At 40.0% G+C, this 22,086-nt stretch carries 22 protein-coding genes, 1 tRNA gene and 1 pseudogene; 13 read left to right on the plus strand and 11 right to left on the minus strand.

From position 1 onward, the window contains the following. Positions 1-330: 330 nt before the first annotated feature. A complete protein-coding gene (locus FPL17_RS01430; RefSeq protein ID WP_159882710.1) occupies positions 331-1,425 on the minus strand; it encodes an OmpW/AlkL family protein in 1,095 nt (364 codons plus the stop codon). A gap of 204 nt (positions 1,426-1,629) precedes the next feature. Further along, positions 1,630-2,454 carry a type I methionyl aminopeptidase gene (gene map / locus FPL17_RS01435; RefSeq protein WP_159882712.1) on the minus strand — a complete coding sequence of 275 codons (825 nt, stop codon included), beginning with the start codon at positions 2,452-2,454 and terminating at the stop codon, positions 1,630-1,632. Between the two features lie 213 nt (positions 2,455-2,667). Here map and rpsB point away from each other — a divergent pair, with 213 nt between their 5' ends. Together rpsB and tsf are read left to right on the plus strand one after the other, a co-directional pair. Continuing rightward, the gene (rpsB, locus tag FPL17_RS01440; RefSeq protein ID WP_004652723.1) at positions 2,668-3,420 is read left to right on the plus strand and encodes a 30S ribosomal protein S2; all 753 of its coding nucleotides are present in this window, start codon (positions 2,668-2,670) and stop codon (positions 3,418-3,420) included. Between the two features lie 138 nt (positions 3,421-3,558). Then, on the plus strand, positions 3,559-4,434 hold the full coding sequence (gene tsf, locus FPL17_RS01445) for a translation elongation factor Ts (RefSeq protein WP_005183689.1): 876 nt from the start codon (positions 3,559-3,561) through the stop codon (positions 4,432-4,434). A 95-nt stretch (positions 4,435-4,529) separates the two neighbouring features. Here the strand turns inward: tsf and FPL17_RS01450 are convergent, their stop codons facing one another. From FPL17_RS01450 to FPL17_RS01470, 5 genes and pseudogenes are all read right to left on the minus strand, one after another. Next, on the minus strand, positions 4,530-5,003 hold the full coding sequence (locus tag FPL17_RS01450) for a copper resistance protein NlpE (RefSeq protein ID WP_151716268.1): 474 nt from the start codon (positions 5,001-5,003) through the stop codon (positions 4,530-4,532). A gap of 108 nt (positions 5,004-5,111) precedes the next feature. Beyond that, the gene (gene ykgO, locus FPL17_RS01455) at positions 5,112-5,237 is read right to left on the minus strand and encodes a type B 50S ribosomal protein L36 (protein ID WP_005183685.1); all 126 of its coding nucleotides are present in this window, start codon (positions 5,235-5,237) and stop codon (positions 5,112-5,114) included. 131 nt (positions 5,238-5,368) lie between these two features. After that, positions 5,369-5,444, minus strand: a tRNA-Gly gene (locus FPL17_RS01460). Between the two features lie 62 nt (positions 5,445-5,506). After that, on the minus strand, positions 5,507-6,928 hold the full coding sequence (gene cysS, locus FPL17_RS01465; RefSeq protein WP_159882714.1) for a cysteine--tRNA ligase: 1,422 nt from the start codon (positions 6,926-6,928) through the stop codon (positions 5,507-5,509). 107 nt (positions 6,929-7,035) lie between these two features. Further along, positions 7,036-8,441, minus strand: a pseudogene (locus FPL17_RS01470) (purine-cytosine permease family protein). Positions 8,442-8,816: 375 nt separating this feature from the next. Here FPL17_RS01470 and FPL17_RS01475 point away from each other — a divergent pair. The 11 genes from FPL17_RS01475 to FPL17_RS01525 all read left to right on the plus strand — a co-directional run bounded on the left by FPL17_RS01475 (position 8,817) and on the right by FPL17_RS01525 (position 19,608). Then, entirely contained in the window at positions 8,817-9,794 is a 978-nt protein-coding gene (locus FPL17_RS01475) for a KpsF/GutQ family sugar-phosphate isomerase (RefSeq protein WP_159882716.1), read from the plus strand. Positions 9,795-9,797: 3 nt separating this feature from the next. Beyond that, positions 9,798-10,337, plus strand: coding sequence for a KdsC family phosphatase (locus FPL17_RS01480; RefSeq protein WP_005145578.1), 540 nt, complete (start codon positions 9,798-9,800; stop codon positions 10,335-10,337). A gap of 39 nt (positions 10,338-10,376) precedes the next feature. Next, positions 10,377-10,928, plus strand: coding sequence for an LPS export ABC transporter periplasmic protein LptC (gene lptC / locus FPL17_RS01485; RefSeq protein WP_005183495.1), 552 nt, complete (start codon positions 10,377-10,379; stop codon positions 10,926-10,928). Further along, positions 10,912-11,460, plus strand: coding sequence for a lipopolysaccharide transport periplasmic protein LptA (gene lptA / locus FPL17_RS01490; RefSeq protein WP_005183492.1), 549 nt, complete (start codon positions 10,912-10,914; stop codon positions 11,458-11,460). The genes lptC and lptA overlap by 17 nt, the downstream gene beginning before the upstream one ends. Next, entirely contained in the window at positions 11,460-12,206 is a 747-nt protein-coding gene (gene lptB / locus FPL17_RS01495) for an LPS export ABC transporter ATP-binding protein (protein WP_005183491.1), read from the plus strand. The genes lptA and lptB overlap by 1 nt, the downstream gene beginning before the upstream one ends. A gap of 335 nt (positions 12,207-12,541) precedes the next feature. Continuing rightward, positions 12,542-14,029: a TolC family protein gene (locus FPL17_RS01500; RefSeq protein ID WP_151716272.1), complete on the plus strand. Its 1,488-nt coding sequence runs from the start codon at positions 12,542-12,544 to the stop codon at positions 14,027-14,029. Beyond that, positions 14,026-16,149 carry a type I secretion system permease/ATPase gene (locus FPL17_RS01505; protein WP_151716273.1) on the plus strand — a complete coding sequence of 708 codons (2,124 nt, stop codon included), beginning with the start codon at positions 14,026-14,028 and terminating at the stop codon, positions 16,147-16,149. The genes FPL17_RS01500 and FPL17_RS01505 overlap by 4 nt, the downstream gene beginning before the upstream one ends. Positions 16,150-16,166: 17 nt before the next feature. Beyond that, complete coding sequence (locus tag FPL17_RS01510) at positions 16,167-17,357, plus strand: HlyD family type I secretion periplasmic adaptor subunit (protein ID WP_005183484.1); 1,191 nt, start codon at positions 16,167-16,169, stop codon at positions 17,355-17,357. Between the two features lie 92 nt (positions 17,358-17,449). Then, entirely contained in the window at positions 17,450-18,052 is a 603-nt protein-coding gene (locus FPL17_RS01515) for an IMPACT family protein (protein WP_159882718.1), read from the plus strand. Beyond that, on the plus strand, positions 18,042-18,659 hold the full coding sequence (locus FPL17_RS01520; protein ID WP_159882720.1) for an acyltransferase: 618 nt from the start codon (positions 18,042-18,044) through the stop codon (positions 18,657-18,659). The genes FPL17_RS01515 and FPL17_RS01520 overlap by 11 nt, the downstream gene beginning before the upstream one ends. Positions 18,660-18,765: 106 nt before the next feature. Then, positions 18,766-19,608: a universal stress protein gene (locus FPL17_RS01525; RefSeq protein ID WP_005183477.1), complete on the plus strand. Its 843-nt coding sequence runs from the start codon at positions 18,766-18,768 to the stop codon at positions 19,606-19,608. Between the two features lie 119 nt (positions 19,609-19,727). Here the strand turns inward: FPL17_RS01525 and FPL17_RS01530 are convergent, their stop codons facing one another. The 4 genes from FPL17_RS01530 to FPL17_RS18705 all read right to left on the minus strand — a co-directional run bounded on the left by FPL17_RS01530 (position 19,728) and on the right by FPL17_RS18705 (position 22,033). Further along, positions 19,728-20,396, minus strand: coding sequence for an O-methyltransferase (locus FPL17_RS01530; protein WP_005183472.1), 669 nt, complete (start codon positions 20,394-20,396; stop codon positions 19,728-19,730). Between the two features lie 134 nt (positions 20,397-20,530). Then, positions 20,531-21,244: a M15 family metallopeptidase domain-containing protein gene (locus FPL17_RS01535; protein WP_159882722.1), complete on the minus strand. Its 714-nt coding sequence runs from the start codon at positions 21,242-21,244 to the stop codon at positions 20,531-20,533. A 123-nt stretch (positions 21,245-21,367) separates the two neighbouring features. Continuing rightward, complete coding sequence (gene fdxA / locus FPL17_RS01540; protein WP_005145598.1) at positions 21,368-21,697, minus strand: ferredoxin FdxA; 330 nt, start codon at positions 21,695-21,697, stop codon at positions 21,368-21,370. A gap of 159 nt (positions 21,698-21,856) precedes the next feature. Continuing rightward, on the minus strand, positions 21,857-22,033 hold the full coding sequence (locus FPL17_RS18705) for a hypothetical protein (RefSeq protein WP_167515351.1): 177 nt from the start codon (positions 22,031-22,033) through the stop codon (positions 21,857-21,859). Positions 22,034-22,086 lie beyond the last annotated feature (53 nt).

Here is a 22,086-nt window from a genome sequence, read left to right on the forward strand (position 1 = left end):
AGCAAATCGAACAGAACGGACGTCGTTGGCCGTCATCAAATTGTTTTATGAATCGTCATTGATTCAATGTGTTTGATATATAGCAAGTGCCGTGCCAGAAAAATAAATTAACCAAATGAATAATTTAAAATATTAATCATCAAGGCATTTATCAGGGGATTAAGTGAACCAAGAATATTGGTATAAATATGGGGTCGTAGATATAAGGTGTCTATGTTAGACAATCTTGTGAAAATTGCGTTCTCGTGGTGCGTGATTTTTGATCATGCTGCTTTGAAAGATTGCACAATAAAAAAAGCAGCGAGTGCTGCTTTTTTTATGAAATAAAACTTAGAAGCGGTAACCGACACCTGCATAACCTAAAAGAGGGTTGATCTCGATATCTGTTTTTGCGCGAATTAGTTCCCCATATTTAGCATCATTCACTGTTATGGTTGCTTCTCCTGTAAGGTGTGCATACGAAACCGAACCAACTGCAAACCAACGATCGTTGAAATCATAAGTAAAACCAGCAGTGGCAACAGGTGCAAATGCATCTGAAGCCTCTAATTTAACTTTTGGATCACCAGAGCTGGTCTTTTGATCCAAAGCTGCACCTGCTTTACCATCTTTAATATTGACAATCATATGTCCAGCATTGATGAGATCATTTTCGATTGCGGAATTGATTTTCAGCTCATTAAAATAAGCATACATTAAACCTAATCCAACATAGGGTCTGAATTTATTTACACCTGTTTTACCGAAATGATATTGGAGTTCAAAAGCTGGCGTCCATGCTCTAGCTGTTGCTGCTGTACCATGTGCTTCTAGGTCAGTAATGAAAATTTGTTTTTCTAAATCAATTGAGGGTAGACCTATACCTCCAATAATAGGAAGTTCTATAGATGGATGTGCTGTAGCGGTTAATGGTGCATAAATTTGCCCTTTACCTTGAATATCAACTTTTGGAGGGATACCAGCCTTAATTTCAAGTGAAACATTATCTGTGAAAAAATAGTTGGTCATGATGCCTAAAGTCATTACATCATCTGCTTCTAATCCTGTACCTGGGTTATTCCATTCGTTTAGACCATAGATTTCGGCATTACCACTTAATGAACCAGGCAATGTTTCTTGTCCCAGCGTATCAAGAAAATCAATGAAAGCAGTTGATAAATTAGGATCCATATCTTTGGAAATGCTACCTTTCACAGTTTTTATTGAAACATCCCCAACTTTAGATTGTTCTCCATTTGCGACAGCTGTATTAACTTTTACGGGTTGAGCTTTACCTGTCGGTTTTACATATAAAGCACCTACAGAAACAGAAAAGCGTTTAAAGCCATCTCCATCTTTTAGACTAAAATAAGGTGAGTCTGCGAAAGCAAGTGTAGGTAGGGCACATACGCCTGTAATCAGGCAAGCGAATGATTTCTTCATCATCGTGGGACTCCATGTCCAAAAAGTTTTTAGGATTTTTCTTGCGCCCACCATAACTCTTTTTTGAGTGTGGTTTGTTTAGTTAAAATTTATAATTGTTATGCTTATGAAAAAATTTGTTTGATTTAAATAAATTGATGAAGGGATTATGAAGAGATAAAAAAAGCCACCGAAGTGACTTTTTAAAAATAACTCAAAGATTATGAACTACATAAAGCGTGATAAATCTTCTTCAGGGCGAGCTGTTAAAACTTCGATCCCTGTTTGTGTTACTAAAATCGTATGTTCATATTGAGCAGATAACTTGTGATCTTTTGTGACAACCGTCCACTTATCACCTAAAAGTTTAGTCTGCCAAACACCTGCGTTTACCATTGGTTCAATAGTAAAGGTCATGCCAGCTTCTAAACGCATACCTGTACCTTTTTGACCATAATGTAAAACTTGTGGTTCGTCATGGAAAACATTGCCGATACCATGGCCGCAATATTCACGTACAACACTGAAACGCTCAGATTCAACATATTGCTGAATTGCATAGCCCACATCACCCAGATATGAACCATCTTTAACTGTTGCCATACCGCGATACATCGCTTCCTGAGCAACTGAGCATAAACGATTAGCAAGAATAGAGGTTTCACCACCGACGATGTACATCATGTTGGTATCACCGTGATAACCATCTTTAATCACTGTTACATCAATGTTAAGAATATCACCGTTCTTTAATGTTTTATTTTCAGATGGAATACCATGACAAACAACATGATTGACCGAAGTACAAATAGAATGTTGAAAAGCAGGGCGGCCTGGTGCGGCACCATAACCTACACAGGCAGGAATCGCTTGTTGAACATTTTCAATATGATTGCGACAGATTGTATCGAGTTCTAGTGTGCTCACACCCGCTTTAATATGCGGTTTAATCATGTCTAGAACTTCAGCAGCCAATTTCCCAGCAACACGCATCTTTTCAATTTCTTCAGGTGTTTTGATTAATCGGCGTGGGGCTGTATAAGTTGTATTCATGATCTCTAAAAACTTTTGGTAATTTGCAAGTGTCTATGGTATAAATAGCCGCCTATTTTATCAAATGCTTTTCGTGAATATATTTTACGAAAATATCTGATAACAATAGTCGTAAAAAATCCGCACATATATCGACACATTACTCTGGGTGCCTAGCAATAGGTGGAGAATGCGGATATATGGAGGCCTAACCCAAACTTTAAGGTAAAGAAAATGGCAGATTACAACGTAAGCATGCGCGACCTTCTTCAAGCAGGCGCACACTTTGGTCACCAAACTCGTTTCTGGAACCCAAAAATGCGTCAATACATTTTTGGCGCGCGTAACAAAATTCACATCATCAACCTTGAGCACACTGTTCCTGCGTTAAATGATGCTTTGAACTTTGTTAACAATCTTGCAAGCAAAAAGAACAAAGTATTGTTCGTTGGTACTAAACGTGCTGCTTCTAACATCATCCGTGAACAAGCTCAACGCGCTGGTCAACCATATGTAGATCACCGTTGGTTAGGTGGTATGTTGACGAACTGGAAAACACTTCGCCAATCTATCAACCGTTTAAAAGACCTTCAAACTCAATCTCAAGACGGTACTTTTGCTAAGCTTACTAAACGTGAAGCTTTAGAGCGTACTCGTGAGATGGAAAAACTTGAACGTGCTTTAGGCGGCGTTAAGAACATGGGTGGTTTACCTGACGCATTATTTGTAATCGACGTTGATCACGAAGCGATTGCAATCAAAGAAGCGAAAAACTTAGGTATTCCTGTAATCGGTATCGTTGATACAAACTCTAACCCAGACAACGTTGATTACGTTATTCCGGGTAACGACGATGCGATTCGTGCAGTAACTTTGTATGCTTCAGCTATGGCTGATGCGATTCTTGCTGGTAAAGAATACGCTCAATCACAAGCTAATGCACAAGCAAAAGGCGACGATGCTGCGAAAGACGCATCTGAGGCTTAATGCGTTTTGACGCAAGCTTGTCATTTTTGCGACATGTAATGGTGGCAAATTAAAGCGTCGAGAGTGCAAACGGCCCAGAGTTTCTTTGGGCCGTTTTTGTTGAACAGATTTATTTTCTACCGATTTTAGGAGATCAACATGACTGCAGTTACTGCGAGCATGGTAAAAGAATTACGTGACCGTACTGGTCTTGCAATGATGGAATGCAAAAAAGCATTAACAGAAGCAGGCGGTGACATCGAACTTGCGATTGATAACCTTCGTAAATCAGGTCAAGCAAAAGCTGCTAAAAAAGCAGGTAACATTGCTGCTGATGGTGCGATCACTATTATTCAAAACGGTAACAAAGCAATCCTTGTTGAAGTTAACTGTCAAACTGACTTCGTTGCTAAAGACGAAAACTTCAAAAACTTCTCTGATAAAGTTGCTACTGCTGCACTTGCTGCAAATGAAACTGATGCTGCGAAAATTGCTGAACTTAAGCTTGAAGACGGCGCGACTGTAGAAGAAGCTCGTGTTGCACTTGTTCAAAAAATCGGTGAAAACATTCAAGTTCGTCGTGCTCAAATCGTTGAAGGCGAAAACTTGGCTGTTTACAAACACGGTTTAAAAATCGGTGTTGTTGTTTCTTACACAGGTGATGCTGACACTGGTAAAGGTATTGCAATGCACGTTGCTGCGTTCAACCCAGTTGCTGTAAATGCTGAAGCTGTTCCAGCTGACTTGATTGCTAAAGAGAAAGAAATTGCTGAAGCGAAAGCTTTAGAATCTGGTAAGCCTGCAAACATCGTTGAGAAAATGGTTACTGGTTCAGTTGAAAAATACTTGAACGAAGTTGCTCTTGATCGTCAAATGTATGTGATCGACAACGACAAGAAAGTTGCTGACGTATTAAAAGCGACTGGTACTGTTGTAGCTCAATTCACTCGTTTCGAAGTGGGTGAAGGTATTGAGAAGAAAGCTGAAATGAGCTTTGCAGAAGAAGTTGCTGCTGCTCAAGCTGCTGCGAAGTAATTCGTATCTTCTAAAAAAACCCAGTCATTATGACTGGGTTTTTTATTGGCTGCTGAAATCTCATTTTGGCGAATGGATTTCTAGGAAGCCATTGATTATTCAGCTTCTTTCTTTAGCTCGTATTTCTCGGCTAATTCGCCGGTAATTTCTTTGCCTTCAGTATCTAAAGCTTTTAAATAGCCTTCCGCAACAAAGTATTTACGGCCATCGCCAGCTTTGTCTAACTCAATAATTGAGGTGTTTTGGCTATCGAATTTAAAGCTACCTTTGCTTTCAAACGCTTTACCATCACCTTTACCTAGATAAGTCTCTTTTAACTCAAATGTTTTATCTTGGTTCAGTTCAAGCTCAGTTTTGATCCCTTCACAATCTGCGCATGGAAGTACACCTGTATATGTACCATTCCAGTCTAATGAGTTTTCTGCGGTATGCGCGCTATCTACGACTTCAGAGGTCGCTTCTGTGGTAGTTGCTGGAGGCGTTTGCTCATCTGTTTTTGGGGTTTCTGCTTTATTACATGCCACTAAAAAAATAGATGCCAAAGAAATTGCGATTAGTGATTTTTTCATCTTAGATATAACCTCGTGAAAACAGTAATATCTAAGTTATGAAATTTAAAGGAAAAATGGTAGTAAGGGAATGTAAGGGTTGTTTAACCTTTGGTAAAGCAAGACAAGTTAACCTTGTCTTGCTTTAAAGCGAGGATTGGATTTGCAGATCACAAATAACTTGCCACGACGTTTTACAATCTGGCAATCAGGGCTACGATGCTTTGCACTTTTAAGGGATGAGCAGACTTTCATTTTGGGTCTCCATGAATAAATGTTATGTTATAATATTTCATTTATATGAGTGTGTAAAGTAAGTATTTGGCAGGGGGTAGTTTTGATAATAAAAAAAGCCCTTATCTTTCGATAAGGGCTTTTTTTGAATCTGGAGCGGGAAAGGAGACTCGAACTCCCGACCCCAACCTTGGCAAGGTTATGCTCTACCAACTGAGCTATTCCCGCAATAGGACGCATTATAGAGAGTTTCATTCAAGTGTCAACTCTTTATAATGCTGAGTGTTTAATTAATCAGCACGTCGCCAGATTGTTCCCTGACGTGTATCTTCCAAAACCACACCTTGATCCAATAAAGACTGGCGGATGCCATCAGCTTGAGCAAAGTCTTTGGCTTTTTTCGCATCAACACGTTGTTGAATAAAACTTTCAATTTCAGCATCGGACAGGGTAAGTGCTTCCTGACCAATATCTGATTTGAGGAATTCATCAACATCATGTTGAACTAAACCAAGAATTTCAGTTAAGTGGCGTAAGGTAGAGTAAAGAACAGAAGCTTGCTCTGCTTGTTCATCTTTCACCGCACGGTTGAGTTCTTTATTCAGTTCAAAAAGTACCGCCATTGCTTCAGCAGTATTAAAGTCATCACACATAGCATTGTTAAAACGTTCAACAAAGCCCTGTTCTAAGGTATCAACAGTTGTTTGACCATAGACTTGTTGATAGGCTTTAAATGAGTGATAAAAGCGGCTCAGTGCTGTTTTAGCTTCTTTTAATGCCACATCAGAAAAGTTAACTGGACTACGATAATGTGATGACACAATGAAGTAGCGAATCACTTCTGGATGGAATTTCTCCATGACATCGCGAATGGTAAAGAAGTTACCTAAAGACTTAGACATTTTCTCGCCATCAACATTGATGAAACCAACATGCATCCAATAGTTTACATATTGTTCACCTGTTGATGCTTCACTTTGCGCGATTTCATTTTCATGATGCGGGAACATCAGATCTGAACCACCACCATGAATATCAAAATGATTGCCTAGGCAGCAAGTCGACATTGCAGAGCATTCAATATGCCAACCTGGACGGCCATTGCCCCAAGGTGATGCCCAAGCTGGTTCATTCTCTTTGGCATGTTTCCAAAGAACAAAGTCAAATGGATGTTTCTTTTCAACTTCGACATCAACGCGTTCTGAAGCGCCTGCTTGCATGTCATCCAATTTACGACCAGATAGGCGGCCATATTTATCGAATTTGGTCACTTCAAAATAGACATCGCCATTGGCAGAAGGGTAAGCGGCGCCTTTATCAACCAGTGTAGTGATCATATTTTGCATCTGATCAATATATTCAGTTGCTTTTGGTGCTTCATCTGGTGCAGCACAACCTAGGTTTGCTGCATCTTCGTTCATTGCATCAATAAAGCGTGCAGTGAGCTGTTGAATGCTTTCACCATTTTCATTGGCGCGGGCAATGATCTTGTCATCGATATCGGTAATATTACGAATATAGCGAACTTTCCAGCCTTGGCTACGTAAGAAGCGAATGATGTAGTCAAATGCAACCATAACCCGAGCGTGCCCGATATGACAGTAGTCATAAACTGTCATACCACAGACATACATATCGATTTGACCTTCTTTGCGTGGGACAAATTCAACTTTTTTACGTTGCTCAGAATTATATAGAACAAAAGGTTGCATAAGGGTTTTCAAACACTCTACAAAAATCGTTATTCATCATAACGTATGCACCATATTTCATAAAGTTGTCAGTAGAAAAAAGATGGCTTTGGTAGGCAATATTTTCTTTATTCAAAACGTAATTTGCTGGTCGCCCGAAGCTGGGCTTTTTTGCAAAAAAATAATAAATCATCGCTGTTGCCAAAATACCGATCAACCAAGAGATATCGACACCACCTAATTCTTTGGCGATTGTACCTGTAAAAAACTTACTATGAATAAAGGGGAGTTGGAGTAAAACACCCATCACATAGCAGCCAATCCCAATACTATTCCAACGTCCATACTTTCCGTTCGGATCGTATAGTGCGGCTACATCGCACTCTTCTTTAGAGATGAAATAGTAATCGACTAAATTAATTGCACTCCAAGGAATGAAGAAAGTGAGCAAGAACAAGATAAATGCTTTAAAGCTGTTTAAGAATGTATGTTCACCAAGAACTGCAATCATGGTTGAGATAGCAACCATACTCAGAACGATACATAACCGGGTTAGTTTGGAAATTTGATAGTTCGGTTTGAAGCTATTCCAAATGGTCGCAATACACATGAAACAACCGTAGGCGTTGAGCGTTGATAGGGTGACTTTGCCAAAGGCGATACTGAAATATAAAAAAGTAATCACCAGTGCAATGGCATTCATACCAACGACATATTGCACTTCATTTCCGACAAAGCCGCCTTGTGAAATTTGTGCAATCAATACACCCAAGGTCATGGAAATTTGCGAACTGAGGAGGGAACCTAGACCAACAGCCAAAAAGACACGGGTGGAGGAGGTGTTTGATGGTAGGTATCTGGAATAATCTGCAACATAAGGACCGAATGAAATTTGCCAAGAGGCCGAAAGCGAAATTGCCAATAAAAATGATGGCCAGCTAAATTTTTGAACTGCGATTAAGGCTGAGAAGTTTGAATGAGTCAAAATTTGGCTCAAAATAATCATAAAAGCAATAATGCCAATGATACTTGCAACTTTTCCGACCCAGTGAATTAAGCGATAACCAATGGTTGCAAAGATCACAATAAAAGATGCGTAAATTAAAATACCTGTTGTGCTGCTGACATTGATCAATTGTGCGATGGCTTTACCTGCCAAAACCTCTCCTGTAGCCGTGAATCCTATATACATCAGACAAACCAATAGAATTGGGATGCAAGCACCATATACCCCAAATTGAACACGGCTTGAAATCATTTGCGGAAGGCCAAGCTTTGGACCCTGTGCTGCGTGTAAAGCCATTACAATGGCACCGAAGTACTGTCCAATAAATAAGCCAATAATGGACCAAAATACATCGCCACCGAGTACAACGGCCAAAGCGCCAGTCACAATTGCTGTTATTTGCAGGTTGGCGCCAAACCACAAGGTAAATTGACCAAATACGCTGCCATGTCTTTCATGTTCTGGAATGAAATCAATACTGCGGTTTTCAATAAATTGGTGTTTTTCTTTCTCATCCAGTGAGCTCATCTTTTACTCCTTGTCCATGAAGTATTGATTGTTATTAAAAAATAACTGATTCCGTTTAGGTGTATTCTTGTATGATCTAATCTGTATATGTATATACAACTTGTCTCGGATTCAATCAAATTTATTTGTGTTAAAAAAGGTAAGCCTTGCGTCCATGATTAAGTCGTAAATTTGGTACAGATGAGGAAGGTCAAAATTCTACATTTAATATTTATTTGCGATGCGCTATAACACTTCGAAAGCTCTCCATTTTTCATGAAAACTTATACATTTAGAAACGTGTATCATGTGCAAATATGCTAGAATCTCCACCATTCTTTTGATTAAAATCATCTACCATCAGGTGGATAGAGTATTATTTTGAGTCAAACTCATATGTCACAAGCCATAGATTTCCAGAAAAGCGCATTAGAAACATTGCGTGTCGAACAACAAGCCATCGAAGTCCTTGCCGCACAAATTGATGAACGTTTTGATGTTGCATGTGAAATACTTTTGCAATGCAAAGGGCGTGTTGTGATTACGGGTATGGGCAAATCTGGTCATATTGGCCGTAAAATGGCTGCTACCTTCGCGTCGACAGGTACACCATCATTCTTTATGCATCCTGGTGAAGCTGGACATGGTGACCTTGGGATGTTGGTACGTGGTGATGTACTCATTGCGATTTCTAACTCGGGCAAGAGCGATGAAATCATGATGTTGATGCCATTGATCAAACACTTAGAAGTGCCGTTAATTACCATCAGCCGTGATGATAAAGGGCCGATGCCACAAAATGCGGACGTTGTCTTGACTCTGGGTGAGGCTGATGAAGCATGCCCACTTGGTTTGGCGCCAACTTCAAGCACAACCGCAACTTTAGTTTTGGGTGATGCCCTTGCAGTGGCATTGTTGGAAGCACGTGGATTTACCGCAGATGACTTTGCGCGCTCACACCCTGCGGGTGCACTAGGCAAACGTTTGCTCTTGCATGTAAAGCATTTGATGCATACGGGTGATGAACTCCCTAAAGTTCGACCTGATACGCCAATGAACAAAGTGCTCTATGAAATTTCTGACAAGCGCTTAGGTTTAACCACCATTGTCGATGAAAATGACACATTGTTGGGTATTTTTACAGATGGGGATTTGCGTCGAATGATTGATCAGCAACAAGGCTTTGATGTAAATCTGCCTGTTTCTGAAGTCATGACCAAAAGTCCTTTAACGATTTCTCAGGAAGCCCGTGCAGTCAAAGCATTGGAAAAAATGCATGAGAAAAAAGTGAATCAATTTGTTGTTATTGATGATACCAATAAAGTGATTGGTGTGATTAGTATGCATGACCTTATTCAGGCAGGAGTAAATTAAGCCATGGCATCTTATGCTTTACAAGAACAAGCACGTCATTTACAAGCATTGGTGCTTGATGTGGATGGAATCTTAAGCGATGGCTTTGTTACTTTAACCAATTCAGGTGATGAGCTTAAATCATTTGATATCCGTGATGGCTTAGGAATGAAATTGGTCCAAAAAGCGGGCATGAAAGTGATTATTATCACGGGACGTAAAAGCCAGATTGTTGAAAAACGCATGTCTGATCTCGGCGTCGATCTGGTCTTTCAAGGGCGTGAGGACAAAGGAGTTGCATTGCGTGAAGCTTGCGCTCAATTGGGATTATTGCCTGAAGAATGTATTTATATGGGTGATGATTGGCCTGATTTATCTGCATTCGCGATTGCGGGTATGAAAGTGACTGTACCGAATGGGCATGAAGAAGTACGTCGTCGTGCTAACTTGGTGACTCAAGCGATGGGTGGCCGTGGGGCAGTTCGTGAAGTATGCGATATGTTGTTGATGGCAAAAGGTGTTTACCAAGAACTGCTTGAAAAATATCTTGCGGTACCACATTAATATAGTGTTGATTTGCTCAAAGGTTAGGTAACCCTGTTTATGGATACCAAAATTTTATATGTTGTTGCTGTTGCCGTTGCTGCTGTCAGTGGTGGCTATTACTATTACAGTGGCAAAGCAAAAAAGCTGGATGTCGATTCTGCAAAGAATATGACATATTCAGCACAGGGTGTTCATTTAACCCAAACGGATGAGCAAGGTAATTTGTATATCCGAGCTGAAGTCAAACAGTTGCAACAAAATATGCAATTGAAAACATCTAAGCTTGATCAACTGAATGCGGTAATGTACAAACAGGGCAAACCTGACGCAACGTTTTATGCAAAACAAGCCAACGGTTTTGATGACAACAGTAAAGTCATATTGCTTGGCGATGTCGTTGCGACAAAATTGTCCGATCAGGGAAACAAAATGGAGTTTCATACGGATGAACTCACAGGTTACCCAAAAACAAGAGAGCTTGAAACGCAGCATCAGGTTACGGTTCAATCGCCGTCAGCTGAGTTTGTGAGTCAGGGTCTAAAGGCTAATTTAAATAATGGTCAATATGAATTTTATAAAATTCGAGGAAAGTATGCGCCAAGTTCTTAATTCAAAATCTCGTTCTACTTTCCTGAAACAAGTCACTTGTATTGCCGTTGTTGCGCTTTCTTCTACGGCTAGCTTTGCATTGCCATCAGATCGTAATCAACAGCTTTCTTTGGTTGCTGATCGAGCAACATATAACGATAAAAGTGGTGTGACCACTTACACGGGCAATGTTGTGATTGAGCAAGGTACGATGAAGCTTCAGGCTGACTCGATTGTGGCAAATTTAAATAGCAAAAAAGAGATTCAAATTATCACAGCGAAAGGGCAGCCAGCAAAATTCCAGCAGCAAATGGATGCGAATAAGGGTTTAGCTCGCGGTGAAGCACAGACAATCGTGTATAACGCTGATACGGGTATTCTTACCTTAACTGGTAAGGCTTATCTGTTGCAGGATGGCTCAAGTATTCGTGGTAATAGCTTAAAATACAGCATGAACAAAGGGGATGTTGAAGCACAAGGTTCTTCAAGCAATCGTGTGCAAATTATTATTCCACCTTCAAGCTCAAAAAGTTTTCCAGGGGCGCGTGATTAATGGAACAATCGGTGCAGCAACCGCAAACGCTTTGTATTAAGCACTTAGCCAAAAACTACAGTAAACGTTGGGTGGTAAAAGATGTGTCTTTTACCATGCAAAGTGGACAGATTGTGGGTTTGCTTGGACCGAATGGTGCTGGTAAAACCACAAGCTTCTACATGGTCGTTGGTCTTGTTCGTATGGACAAAGGCGAGATTCATTTAGATAACCTTGATTTGTCTGATCTTGCGATGCATGAGCGTGCGCGTAAGGGCATTGGTTATTTGCCTCAAGAAGCTTCAATCTTTAGAAAGTTGACGATTGCTGAAAACATCATGGCAATTTTAGAAACACGTAAAGATTTGAATAAGCAACAGCGTCAGCAACGCCTCAATGAATTATTAAATGATTTTAAAATCAATCATATTAAAGATTCATTGGGAATGAGCGTGTCAGGTGGTGAGCGTCGTCGTGCTGAAATTGCACGTGCTCTAGCAGCTGATCCAAAGTTTATGTTACTAGATGAACCTTTTGCAGGGGTTGACCCAATCTCTGTTGGTGATATCAAAGATATTATCCAGACGCTTAAAGATCGTGGGATTGGTGTCCTGATTACTGACCATAACGTCCGCGAAACTTTAGCAATTTGTGAAAAAGCTTATATTGTGAGTGAAGGGTCTGTAATTGCTGAGGGCACACCACAAGAAATTCTAGATAATGAGCAAGTGCGTAAAGTGTATTTAGGTGATGACTTCGTCGTTTAAATCAACCGATTGTCACTTTTAAAAGGAGAACCGTAAGGTTCTTTTTTTATGTCTAAATTTTAAAAATTTTGAATCGTCTAAATCGAAATATGCCAATTTAAAAATAATATGTTGATAGATAACTATTTTATAAATTTAATTATCTTGGCATAATCTATAAAAATGTGAACTGATTTACAAAAATATACACATATCTAGCGACTAAATTGTGTGTCGAACGTAGTGTTTTTTATAAAAAAATGCTTAAAATGAAAATGCTGAAATGATAACAATACGAAAAAAATATGAACTTGCAGAATGATATAAAAGTGAATAATGGATCATGGAAAAAAAGTATGGATTTTAAGTGGTTACTTTATGTAGCAACCTTATCTGTGCCAATGACTCATGCAACAACACCAAGTGAACAGTATCACACTTTAAAGAACAATATTTCTAAGCTTTTTGTCCCCAAAAGTAGTGATGAGTTTAAAGTGGCTCAAATGCAGAAATTGAGTAATTTCTCTGTAGATGCCTCACTGGGCAGTGATTTGCCAGTTGTTGGTTCTGGACGTCCACAAGATACGGCTCCTGCCGCTTTTTGGCAAAATCAACGGAAAGTATTGAAAGATGCCGTACAGATTGCCGTACAGCGTAATCCTGAAATTTCTCAGGGAATTGCAGCACTGGCTTCGCAAAATGCAAATATTGACGTTGCAAAGGCGGGTTACTACCCACAAGTGGGTGGAGGAATAAGTACAGGTGACTTAGGTAAAAAAAGTACGCGTGGTCAACAGTTACTGACCTTAAGCGCTACTCAAATGATCTATGACTTTGGCAAAGTTAAATCGGGAGTGGATGTCGAAAAAGCTAAAGTTTTAGTCGGACAAGCCAATGTGCTGGTAAAAATTGATGATATTTCCTTAGATGCCGCACAAACCATCATTAATATTCAGCGTTATCAAAAACTCATCCAAATTGCCAATCAGCAGATTGCAGGGATTAAACGTATTCAAGAAATGGCAAACCTGCGAGCAAATGCAGGGATTAGTAGTCAGGCCGATCCAATACAAGCACAATCATATTTGCAGTCTGCGCAATCCGCGATGATCGCGCAACAATCCTTATTGGGCCAATATCAGCAGCATTTGTATACCTTGTTAGGATTTGATGCGCGTAATACACAATGGGCCATTTCAGATGAGTTTGTGAAACAGTCCGATTTATATGCAGCACCGCAGTTTAATACCATTCCACAAATGATTGCAGCGCAGGCTGGAATTGAAGTGGCACGTAATCAAAAATTACAGACACAGGTAAGTAATTATCCAACACTCGCTTTAAAAGGTGAATTGAGTCAGGCTTTGCATGGACGAAATCCCGGCAATGATAAAGAGGGTGGATTTGATAGTGCTATTATGTTTGAAGCCAGTAGCCAGTTTTATCAAGGGGGAGCAACCTCCTCGAAAACAAGAGCTGCCAGTTTTGCTGAAGAGGCAGCAAAAGCACAGGTGAATGCAGTTTATTTAAAAGTACTGGATCAAATCAGAACCAGTCGAGAACAAATTGAAAATAAGCAACGCCAAATGCAGGTGTTGGCAGGACAACAAGCAACAACAATACGAACCCGAGAACTTTATCAAGAACAATATAAATTGGGAACACGAACTTTGGTCGATCTGCTCAATGCAGAACAGGCGATTCATAGTGCGAATTCAGAGGCAGAAACAGCACGTTATGACATTTACAGCAGTATCGCACAGTATATTGCTGCAACAGGACGTTCTCGGCAGGCCTATGACCTCAATAATATAAAAATTCAAGGATTTGAGGTACAACCATGATTACAAAAATAACTTATCAGCCATGGTTACAAGCAATTTTAACCATTGCCAAGCATTATCGAATTGAACCCTCTGAGGAACGGATTCGCTTACAACTAGACTGGAACCAGAACCAAAATTTGGATGAAGTTTTGGTACTCATCAGTCGACAGATTGGTTTAAACCTAAGAAAGGTTGCTTTTACCAATGAGGTGATCAACCCTTGGAGATTACCAGTTCTTGTAGAATTGGCTGATGGACAAGTCGGCGTAATTGATAAGGCTGATGGAGCGGGTCATGTCAGTATCCAGCTCAGTGGCGATCAAGGCTTATCACAGAAATTTGCAGTCGGTGCGTTAAAACATATTATTAAAAATGTGTATGTACTACGTCCTGAACAGTCTGTGCCTGATGCACGTGTTGATGAATATATCAAACCCTTTGAGCAAAGCTGGTTCTGGTCGATTGTATTGCAAGATTGGAAACGCTATATCGATATCATGCTGGCGTCGATGATTGCGAATATTCTGGCATTAGCAACGATCATATTTTCCATGCAAGTCTATGACCGTGTGGTGCCATCACAATCAGTTCCTACGCTTTGGGTACTGGCAGGTGGTGTACTGATTGCGGCCATTTTTGAGTTTGTGTTAAGACTATCCCGTGTTTACATTTCCGACATTATTGGTAAACGTGCGGATCTACGCATTTCAGATCGTGTTTTTGGTCATGCACTAAGAATTAAAAACAGCGAACGCTCTAAATCAACCGGGACTTTTATTTCACAAATTCGTGAATTAGAGGGGGTGCGTGAGCTGGTTACCTCAACAACGATGGGTGCAATTGCAGATTTACCATTCTTCTTCTTATTCCTTGCAATTTTTGCGGTGATTGGCGGCAACTTATTCTGGGTGATGTTATTGGTTGTTCCTTTAATGATCTTACCTGCGATTTTGGCTCAAAAGAAATTAGCACAGTTGGCACAAGAAGGGATGCGCGAATCTTCGATTCGTAATGCAATCTTGGTTGAAGCGGTGCAAGGGATTGAAGATATTAAGTTATTGCGTGCGGAGTCTCGTTTCCAAAACCAATGGAATCACATGAATGAAGTATCTGCTGATATTAGTATGCAGCAGCGCAAGATTGTGGGTGTGCTCACTGCTTGGACACAAAAAATTCAAGGTTTAACGTATGCTGCTGTGATTCTGGTTGGTTGTTTTGCAGTCATGAAAGGAGATATGACGACTGGTGCATTGGTTGCTTGTTCGATTTTATCTTCTCGTATGTTGGCACCGATTTCACAAATCACAGGAATTTTAGGTCGTTTACAACAGGCAAAAGTAGCGAAAAAAGGCCTTGATGAGTTGATGAAGAAACCAGTCGATCAGGCCGATCAAGCACATCTGGTTCATAAAGAAGTATTGCATGGTGACTACGAACTGAAAAATGTTGCATTTCAATATACTGAAGATGATCCACGACCAAGCCTTGCGATTCCTCACCTTAAAATTCGTGCAGGTGAGCGTATTGCGGTCTTGGGGCGTAATGGTGCGGGTAAATCAACACTCTTGCAGATTTTATCTGCGATGCAATTTCCAAATGCAGGTTCAGTACATTTAGATGATTTGGATATTAGCTTGATTGACCCTGCTGATGTTCGTCGCGATATGGGCTTACTGAATCAGAACTCGCATTTATTTTATGGCACCATTCGTGAAAACTTGACCCTTGGTGCGCCTTTAGCACGTGATGAAGACATCTTAAAAGCCCTGAAAGTTACTGGAGCACTCAGCTTTGTACATGAGAAGAAAGAAGGGTTGGACCATTTGGTTTTAGAAGGGGGCGTAGGCTTTTCTGGAGGACAAAGACAAGCTTTATTATTAGCACGTCTATTAATTCGTCAACCGAACATCTTATTGTTGGATGAGCCGACAGCTGCGATTGATGATGTGGCTGAGAAACAACTGATTGATCATTTGAGAACTTGGTTAGGGTATCGAACTTTAGTCGTTGCAACACACCGACGTGCTGTCTTGGAATTGGTTGATCGAATTATTGTCATGAATGAAGGCAAAATTGTCATGGATGGACCAGTAGACCAAGTTTTACAACAATCATCTATAAAACAAAAAATAGTTTAATATTTAGAGGAAAATGTATGAGTGAACAACAACAAAACAGCAGTCGTCCAATGAATGTAACTTATAAGGAACCTAAGTTACCTCGTTCGACACTCGTTGTTTGGATGATTGGGATTGGCTTACTTTCTCTCTTAATCTGGGCGTGGTTATTTAATCTAGAAGAAGTTTCAACAGGTACTGGTAAGGTTATTCCATCTTCAAAAGAGCAAATTATTCAATCACTCGAAGGGGGAATTCTTACCAAGCTAGATGTGAATGAAGGAGATATCGTTGAAAAAGGGCAAGTCCTTGCACAGCTTGATCCTACTCGCCTTGCATCAAATGTTGGGGAATCTAAATCTTTATTAATCTCTGCGCAGGCAACCGCAGCGCGTTTACGTGCTGAAGTAAATGGCACACCTTTAAGCTTCCCTGAAGAAGTTCAAAAAAATCCTAAGCTTGTACAGGAAGAGACGGCACTCTATGTATCACGCCGTGCCAATTTAGACCAGTCCATTGAGGGGTATGAACAGGCTGCTAAACTGGTAAGACAAGAGCTTGCGATGACTGAGCCATTGGTTGCAAAAGGAGCAGCCAGTGAGGTTGAAGTATTGCGTTTAAAGCGAGAAGCTAACGATTTAAACAATAAAATCAATGACACACGAAATCAATATTATGTAAAGGCTCGCGAAGAATTATCTAAGGCCAATACGGATATACAAACTCAGCAACAAGTGGTGAACGGTCGTAATGACAGCTTGTCACGTGCAGTATTTAAAGCGCCTGTACGTGGTGTCGTGAAAGAAATTGATGTCACAACATTAGGAGGGGTTATTCCTCAAAATGGTAAGCTCATGACGATTGTCCCTTTAGAGGATAAGTTGCTGATTGAAGCGCGTATTTCACCACGAGATATTGCTTTTATCCATCCAGGGCAAGAAGCCTTAGTCAAAATCACAGCCTATGATTATTCTATTTATGGTGGTCTAAATGGTAAGGTTACTGTGATTTCACCAGATACCATTCGTGATGAGGTGAAGCAGGATCAATTCTATTATCGTGTCTATATTCGTACTGACTCAGACCGTTTATACAACAAAGCCGGTAAAACTTTCAGCATTACCCCAGGTATGGTGGCAACTGTTGATATTCGTACTGGACAAAAAACCATTATGGATTACTTGTTGAAACCGTTTAATAAAGCCAAAGAAGCTTTACGCGAACGCTAATTTACTGTTGATAAAAAACCTCGCATCATGCGAGGTTTTTTATTTGTGTTGTAAAAAGCTATAATCGTGTTTTAAATTTTTATTCATATTCTATGCCATTCACCCTTGCCAGTTCGGTAACTTTTGAAGAAGATATTAAAAAAAGTCGCTTCCAAGCGATTGCAGCAGTTGTTGAAAATGAACAACAAGTGAAAAGTTTTTTAGAACAAAACAAGGACTTGTCCACCACGCATCAATGCTGGGCATGGAAGATCGGCCATCATGTTCGTTTTAATGATGATGGCGAACCTTCAGGAACAGCAGGGCGGCCAATACTTGCCACCATTGAAGGTAATGATTTAACCAATGTGATTGTATTGGTGAATCGTTGGTATGGTGGAATTAAACTGGGTACAGGTGGTTTGGTTCGTGCCTACGGTGGTTGCGCAGGACAATGTTTGCTCTTGGCAGAAAAAATCGAATTGATTGAAAAGAAAGAAATTCGTTTTGCGTGTTTGTTCAATGAATGGGCGATTATGCAATATGAGCTGATGCAGCAACAGATCGAGTATCAAGAACAATATACCGAAACAGGTGTCGTGATTGAGGCACGAGTTCAAGTGCATCAAATTGAACCATTAAGGTTAAAACTGCAAGATGTGAGTAGAGGACGTGAGCAACTGAAAGTCCTAGAGGAACACGCACATGATGAATGATCCTTTATTAAAATACCGAGAGCAGCATAAGCAACGTTTGAACTATATGCCGTGGCTATATTGGACTTTAAAACCCAAACATCGCGAATGGGCTGAAGCATGGCAAGCCGAGTACCAAGCCTATTTGATGGATATGGAAACGGTTGAAATCGGTCAAAACTGCTTTATTTCACCCTTGGCCCATATCTTTGCTGAACGTGGTCGCAAGATCAGTATCGGAGATAATACCTTTATTGCTGCAGATTGTACTTTGCATGGTCCTTTAGAAATTGGCAATGAAGTGGCAATTAACCATCATTGTATTTTAGATGGCGGTCGTAGCGGGATTAAGTTACATGATCAAGTTCGAATCGCGGCTTATAGTCATTTATATGCATTTGATCATGGCATGGAAATGGATCGTCCGATCTATCAACAACCCGTTACATCTAAAGGCATTGAGATTGGTCGAGATGTCTGGCTAGGAGCGCACGTTGGAATTAAAGATGGAATCAAAATTGGCGATCATGCTGTAGTGGGAATGAACAGTATGGTGACCAAAAATGTTGAGGATTATGCAGTGGTTGCAGGGAACCCCGCAAAATTAATTCGTTACCGAAGCGAATAAAAAAGTGTATGAGATTCGATACATAAATTTAACCCACCATGCTTTTATCTATGTTAAGTTAAAAATAAGTAGAAGACCTAAGGTACATACCTAGAGAGAGGCGAAAATGAACCGTGTAATTGCATGTATTGATTCTTCACCCTGCATTGATGCTGTTGCGGAAGCAGCAGTATGGGTTGCGAAACAAACGCAAAGAGAGTTGGTACTGTTGCAAATCTTGGACTATTACCCAGCTAGTTATCATTTAGGTGAAATCAGTGGCGTGATTGGCTTTGAAAGCAATGCCATGCTGCTCAAAGAACTTGCAGAGCTAGAACAGAAACAAAGTGAGCTAGCGCTCGATTATAGTAATAATTTACTCAAACACATTTCCGAACTGATTGAAAAACAATACGGCCTAACGAGCACCAAAATTCAGGAAAAAGGCGATTTTCTGGAACAAAGCTTTAATCTTCTCAATGAAAATGATGTGGTGATTATCGGTCGAGTGGGTGAGCGAGCTGCTGAGAAGAATAAGCCGATTGGCAGTAATGTTGAAAACTTTATTCGTGGTGCAAATTGTACGGTTATTACCGTTGGGGAACATTTCCAGCCACCAAAACGCTTTATCTTTGCTTATGAATATTCACCGACCTGCCAAAAGATGTTGCAACGTATTGCACAAAGTGATTTGTTGAAAACATTACAATGCCATTTGCTTTATGTAGGTGATCACCCAGAAATGTTGGCTGAACCTGAAAAGTATCTCACTGATGCAGGTCTGGAAGTGGTTTCAGTCTATCGTTATGGTGATGTGGCACAAAATATTCTTGAATATCAAAGAGAACATGATATTCAATTGATTGTACTGGGTGCATTTAGCCACAGTAAAATTCACCAATTCTTCTTGGGCAGTATCACCACAACGATCTTCCGAAATGCAAATGTTCCACTATTAGTTGCTAAGTGATTCATTTTATTCCATATAGTTATCCGCAATTCCTGTGGATAACTGTATGGAAAAGCACTGGAGATAAATATAATTTGTTGATATTACACAACTAAATTAAATAGGTTGTTTTTTAATCTCTATTTTACGATCGCAATGGCAAAACCATCATGGCCTTTTGAACCAACCGTTTGCAAAGCCGTGCAAGAAAGCAGCTGAGGATGATCTTTCAAAGCGGTGAATGCTTCACGGATTCCTTCGATACTTGGTTTCTTATTATTTTCATCAATGATCGCACCTGCACGAATCACATTGTCTAATACAATGATTGTGCCTGGATGAGACAGTTTCAGACTGAGTTCAAAATATTCTCGGTAGCTTTGCTTATCGGCATCAATAAATATCAAATCAAATGCTTCGCTGCCTTCAGCAATCAGCTGATTCATGATATCTGCACCACGGCCTTTTTTGAGTTCGATGTTGGTCGGCATATTGGCATAATCAATATTTTCCTGCGCAATGATGACGTGAGTATCACGTCCTTCAACCGTCAGTAGATAGCCATCTTCAGGAAGGGCTTTGGCAAGCCAAATGGTACTATATGCACCGAATGTACCGAGTTCTAATACGCGTTTGCATTGATTCATCTGAATCAACATTTGCAAAAACATGCCTTGATTAGGTGCAACAGCCAAATGATTAGAAAAGCCCTGAGTATCAGTATTGTCTAACGCATGTTGAAGCCTTGGGTCTGTGGGAATTAAATGTGAATTGATATAGTCATCAATCTCGGTCCACATCTGTTGCATAATCAAGTTTACCTACGAATCTGTTAGCTGCATTTTAAACATTTATGCTCAGAGTGCAATTTGATTGCTGTATGAATCATCATCATGAAACAAAAAAGAGATCATTTAGATCTCTTTTTATGGTGATATCTGTTTTAGAAATTACACATTGAACTGTTTCGAGTAAGGTCTGGCCCCCAAGTCCGATAGCCTTGGCTATCAATATGAATTTGACCAGAACTATATAAACCAATACCTAAATCTAGGCTTTGACCATGTTGTGCCCAGAATTGGCATAACTTGAATTTTGTTTGTTCAATAAAAGCATAGTCTTGTGGCTGAGGATATTCTGGCCCGATGCGGAAATCAATGGCCGAGTTGAATAAGTGCTTTGAAGAACCTGCACCACCAGCACATTGATTCAATGGCAAATCACGATAGACTGAAGTAACTTCAAAATCCGTTAAGACTTTTGCTGCGACAAGATATTTAAAGACACGTAAGGTTGGAAGGGCATTTCCCCATAACTCACGGTTAGGCACCATATATTCTGAACGACCGCATTTTTGCCAGTCGCGTGCAGTACGTAGCAACTCAAAACTTGGAACAATATGGGCTACATTATTACGGTTTAGGAATTGCTCGTATTCACGGACACGTGCATAGTTGTCGCCTTGATTGAGCCATTGGCGGTAAGAGGCTGGTTCAACTTTATTGGGAATTGGGCGTGTAAAAGTGACTTGTTCTTGTGGGATATAAATTCTTTTACCTTGGTTTTGATTTACTTTTGTTGTGGAGCTGGTACAACCCACCATCATCACAGGGATGATAAATAATGATAATAGACCCTGTAATTTATTTCGCATCATAAAAAGGCAGTTCAAATCTGTAGGCGTATTATTTTAATGCAAAATAGCGCATGAATAATGATGTAATTGCAAAGAAATGTGTGATTCAGGTATAAAAAAGGCCAGTATTACTGGCCTTTTCAATTATTTTTCTAAATATTGTAGTTTGTCTGGTTTGCCATTCCAATCTTCACGGTCAGCTGGTTGTTCACCAATTTGCGTGATGTTATTACCCGCCCATTTTTCTGATAATTCAGCATTGAGCTCGATAAAGACTTCTTGACCTTCTGGTAATTCATCTTCAGAGAAGATTGCATTTGCAGGGCATTCAGGCTCGCAGAGTGCACAATCAATACATTCATCTGGATTGATTACAAGGAAGTTAGGACCTTCGTAGAAGCAGTCAACAGGACAAACTTCAACACAATCTTGATATTTACATTTAATACAATTTTCAGTGACAACGAAGGTCATGGCGGCAGCTACCTAAAAAATATGGTTTTCATCTTCAATGGTGTATTTTAGGCAAAAAAGACCGACATAAACAATTCCTTTTATTGATATTTATTATTCGTATCAATGAAATGGACTTATTTATATGACTTTTGTTGATAATAACTCTCAAAAACAGACTTAATGACTCGATTTATGTTTCTTTTTTAAGCCGCCACCATCTTGTTTATTGACGGTTGCCCAAGCAATACGTTCAGCCTCTTCTTGAGAGTGACCTTGCTCCAATTCACTTTCCTCAATGTGCTTCGCTTGCCTTTTCTGTTTTGCTGTATAAGCAGATTTATCACCACGAGACATGATTTTTTCCTCTACATCTATCGTTTTGATACAGGAATAGCATGGTTGTCAGG

The organism is Acinetobacter dispersus (assembly GCF_009884975.1).
GTDB lineage: Bacteria > Pseudomonadota > Gammaproteobacteria > Pseudomonadales > Moraxellaceae > Acinetobacter > Acinetobacter dispersus.

Bases quoted from the DNA above. Each gene is read 5' to 3' on its own strand.
- FPL17_RS01500 (WP_151716272.1), top strand. From the start codon at position 12,542: ATGGATTTTAAGTGGTTACTTTATGTAGCAACCTTATCTGTGCCAATG.
- fdxA (WP_005145598.1), bottom strand. From the start codon at position 21,697: ATGACCTTCGTTGTCACTGAAAATTGTATTAAATGTAAATATCAAGAT.
- lptC (WP_005183495.1), top strand. From the start codon at position 10,377: ATGGATACCAAAATTTTATATGTTGTTGCTGTTGCCGTTGCTGCTGTC.
- FPL17_RS01525 (WP_005183477.1), top strand. From the start codon at position 18,766: ATGAACCGTGTAATTGCATGTATTGATTCTTCACCCTGCATTGATGCT.
- FPL17_RS01450 (WP_151716268.1), bottom strand. From the start codon at position 5,003: ATGAAAAAATCACTAATCGCAATTTCTTTGGCATCTATTTTTTTAGTG.
- rpsB (WP_004652723.1), top strand. From the start codon at position 2,668: ATGGCAGATTACAACGTAAGCATGCGCGACCTTCTTCAAGCAGGCGCA.
- FPL17_RS01535 (WP_159882722.1), bottom strand. From the start codon at position 21,244: ATGATGCGAAATAAATTACAGGGTCTATTATCATTATTTATCATCCCT.
- ykgO (WP_005183685.1), bottom strand. From the start codon at position 5,237: ATGAAAGTCTGCTCATCCCTTAAAAGTGCAAAGCATCGTAGCCCTGAT.
- cysS (WP_159882714.1), bottom strand. From the start codon at position 6,928: ATGCAACCTTTTGTTCTATATAATTCTGAGCAACGTAAAAAAGTTGAA.
- FPL17_RS01480 (WP_005145578.1), top strand. From the start codon at position 9,798: ATGGCATCTTATGCTTTACAAGAACAAGCACGTCATTTACAAGCATTG.
- map (WP_159882712.1), bottom strand. From the start codon at position 2,454: ATGAATACAACTTATACAGCCCCACGCCGATTAATCAAAACACCTGAA.
- FPL17_RS01505 (WP_151716273.1), top strand. From the start codon at position 14,026: ATGATTACAAAAATAACTTATCAGCCATGGTTACAAGCAATTTTAACC.
- FPL17_RS01430 (WP_159882710.1), bottom strand. From the start codon at position 1,425: ATGATGAAGAAATCATTCGCTTGCCTGATTACAGGCGTATGTGCCCTA.
- lptB (WP_005183491.1), top strand. From the start codon at position 11,460: ATGGAACAATCGGTGCAGCAACCGCAAACGCTTTGTATTAAGCACTTA.
- FPL17_RS18705 (WP_167515351.1), bottom strand. From the start codon at position 22,033: ATGTCTCGTGGTGATAAATCTGCTTATACAGCAAAACAGAAAAGGCAA.
- FPL17_RS01520 (WP_159882720.1), top strand. From the start codon at position 18,042: ATGATGAATGATCCTTTATTAAAATACCGAGAGCAGCATAAGCAACGT.
- FPL17_RS01530 (WP_005183472.1), bottom strand. From the start codon at position 20,396: ATGCAACAGATGTGGACCGAGATTGATGACTATATCAATTCACATTTA.
- tsf (WP_005183689.1), top strand. From the start codon at position 3,559: ATGACTGCAGTTACTGCGAGCATGGTAAAAGAATTACGTGACCGTACT.
- FPL17_RS01510 (WP_005183484.1), top strand. From the start codon at position 16,167: ATGAGTGAACAACAACAAAACAGCAGTCGTCCAATGAATGTAACTTAT.
- lptA (WP_005183492.1), top strand. From the start codon at position 10,912: ATGCGCCAAGTTCTTAATTCAAAATCTCGTTCTACTTTCCTGAAACAA.
- FPL17_RS01515 (WP_159882718.1), top strand. From the start codon at position 17,450: ATGCCATTCACCCTTGCCAGTTCGGTAACTTTTGAAGAAGATATTAAA.
- FPL17_RS01475 (WP_159882716.1), top strand. From the start codon at position 8,817: ATGTCACAAGCCATAGATTTCCAGAAAAGCGCATTAGAAACATTGCGT.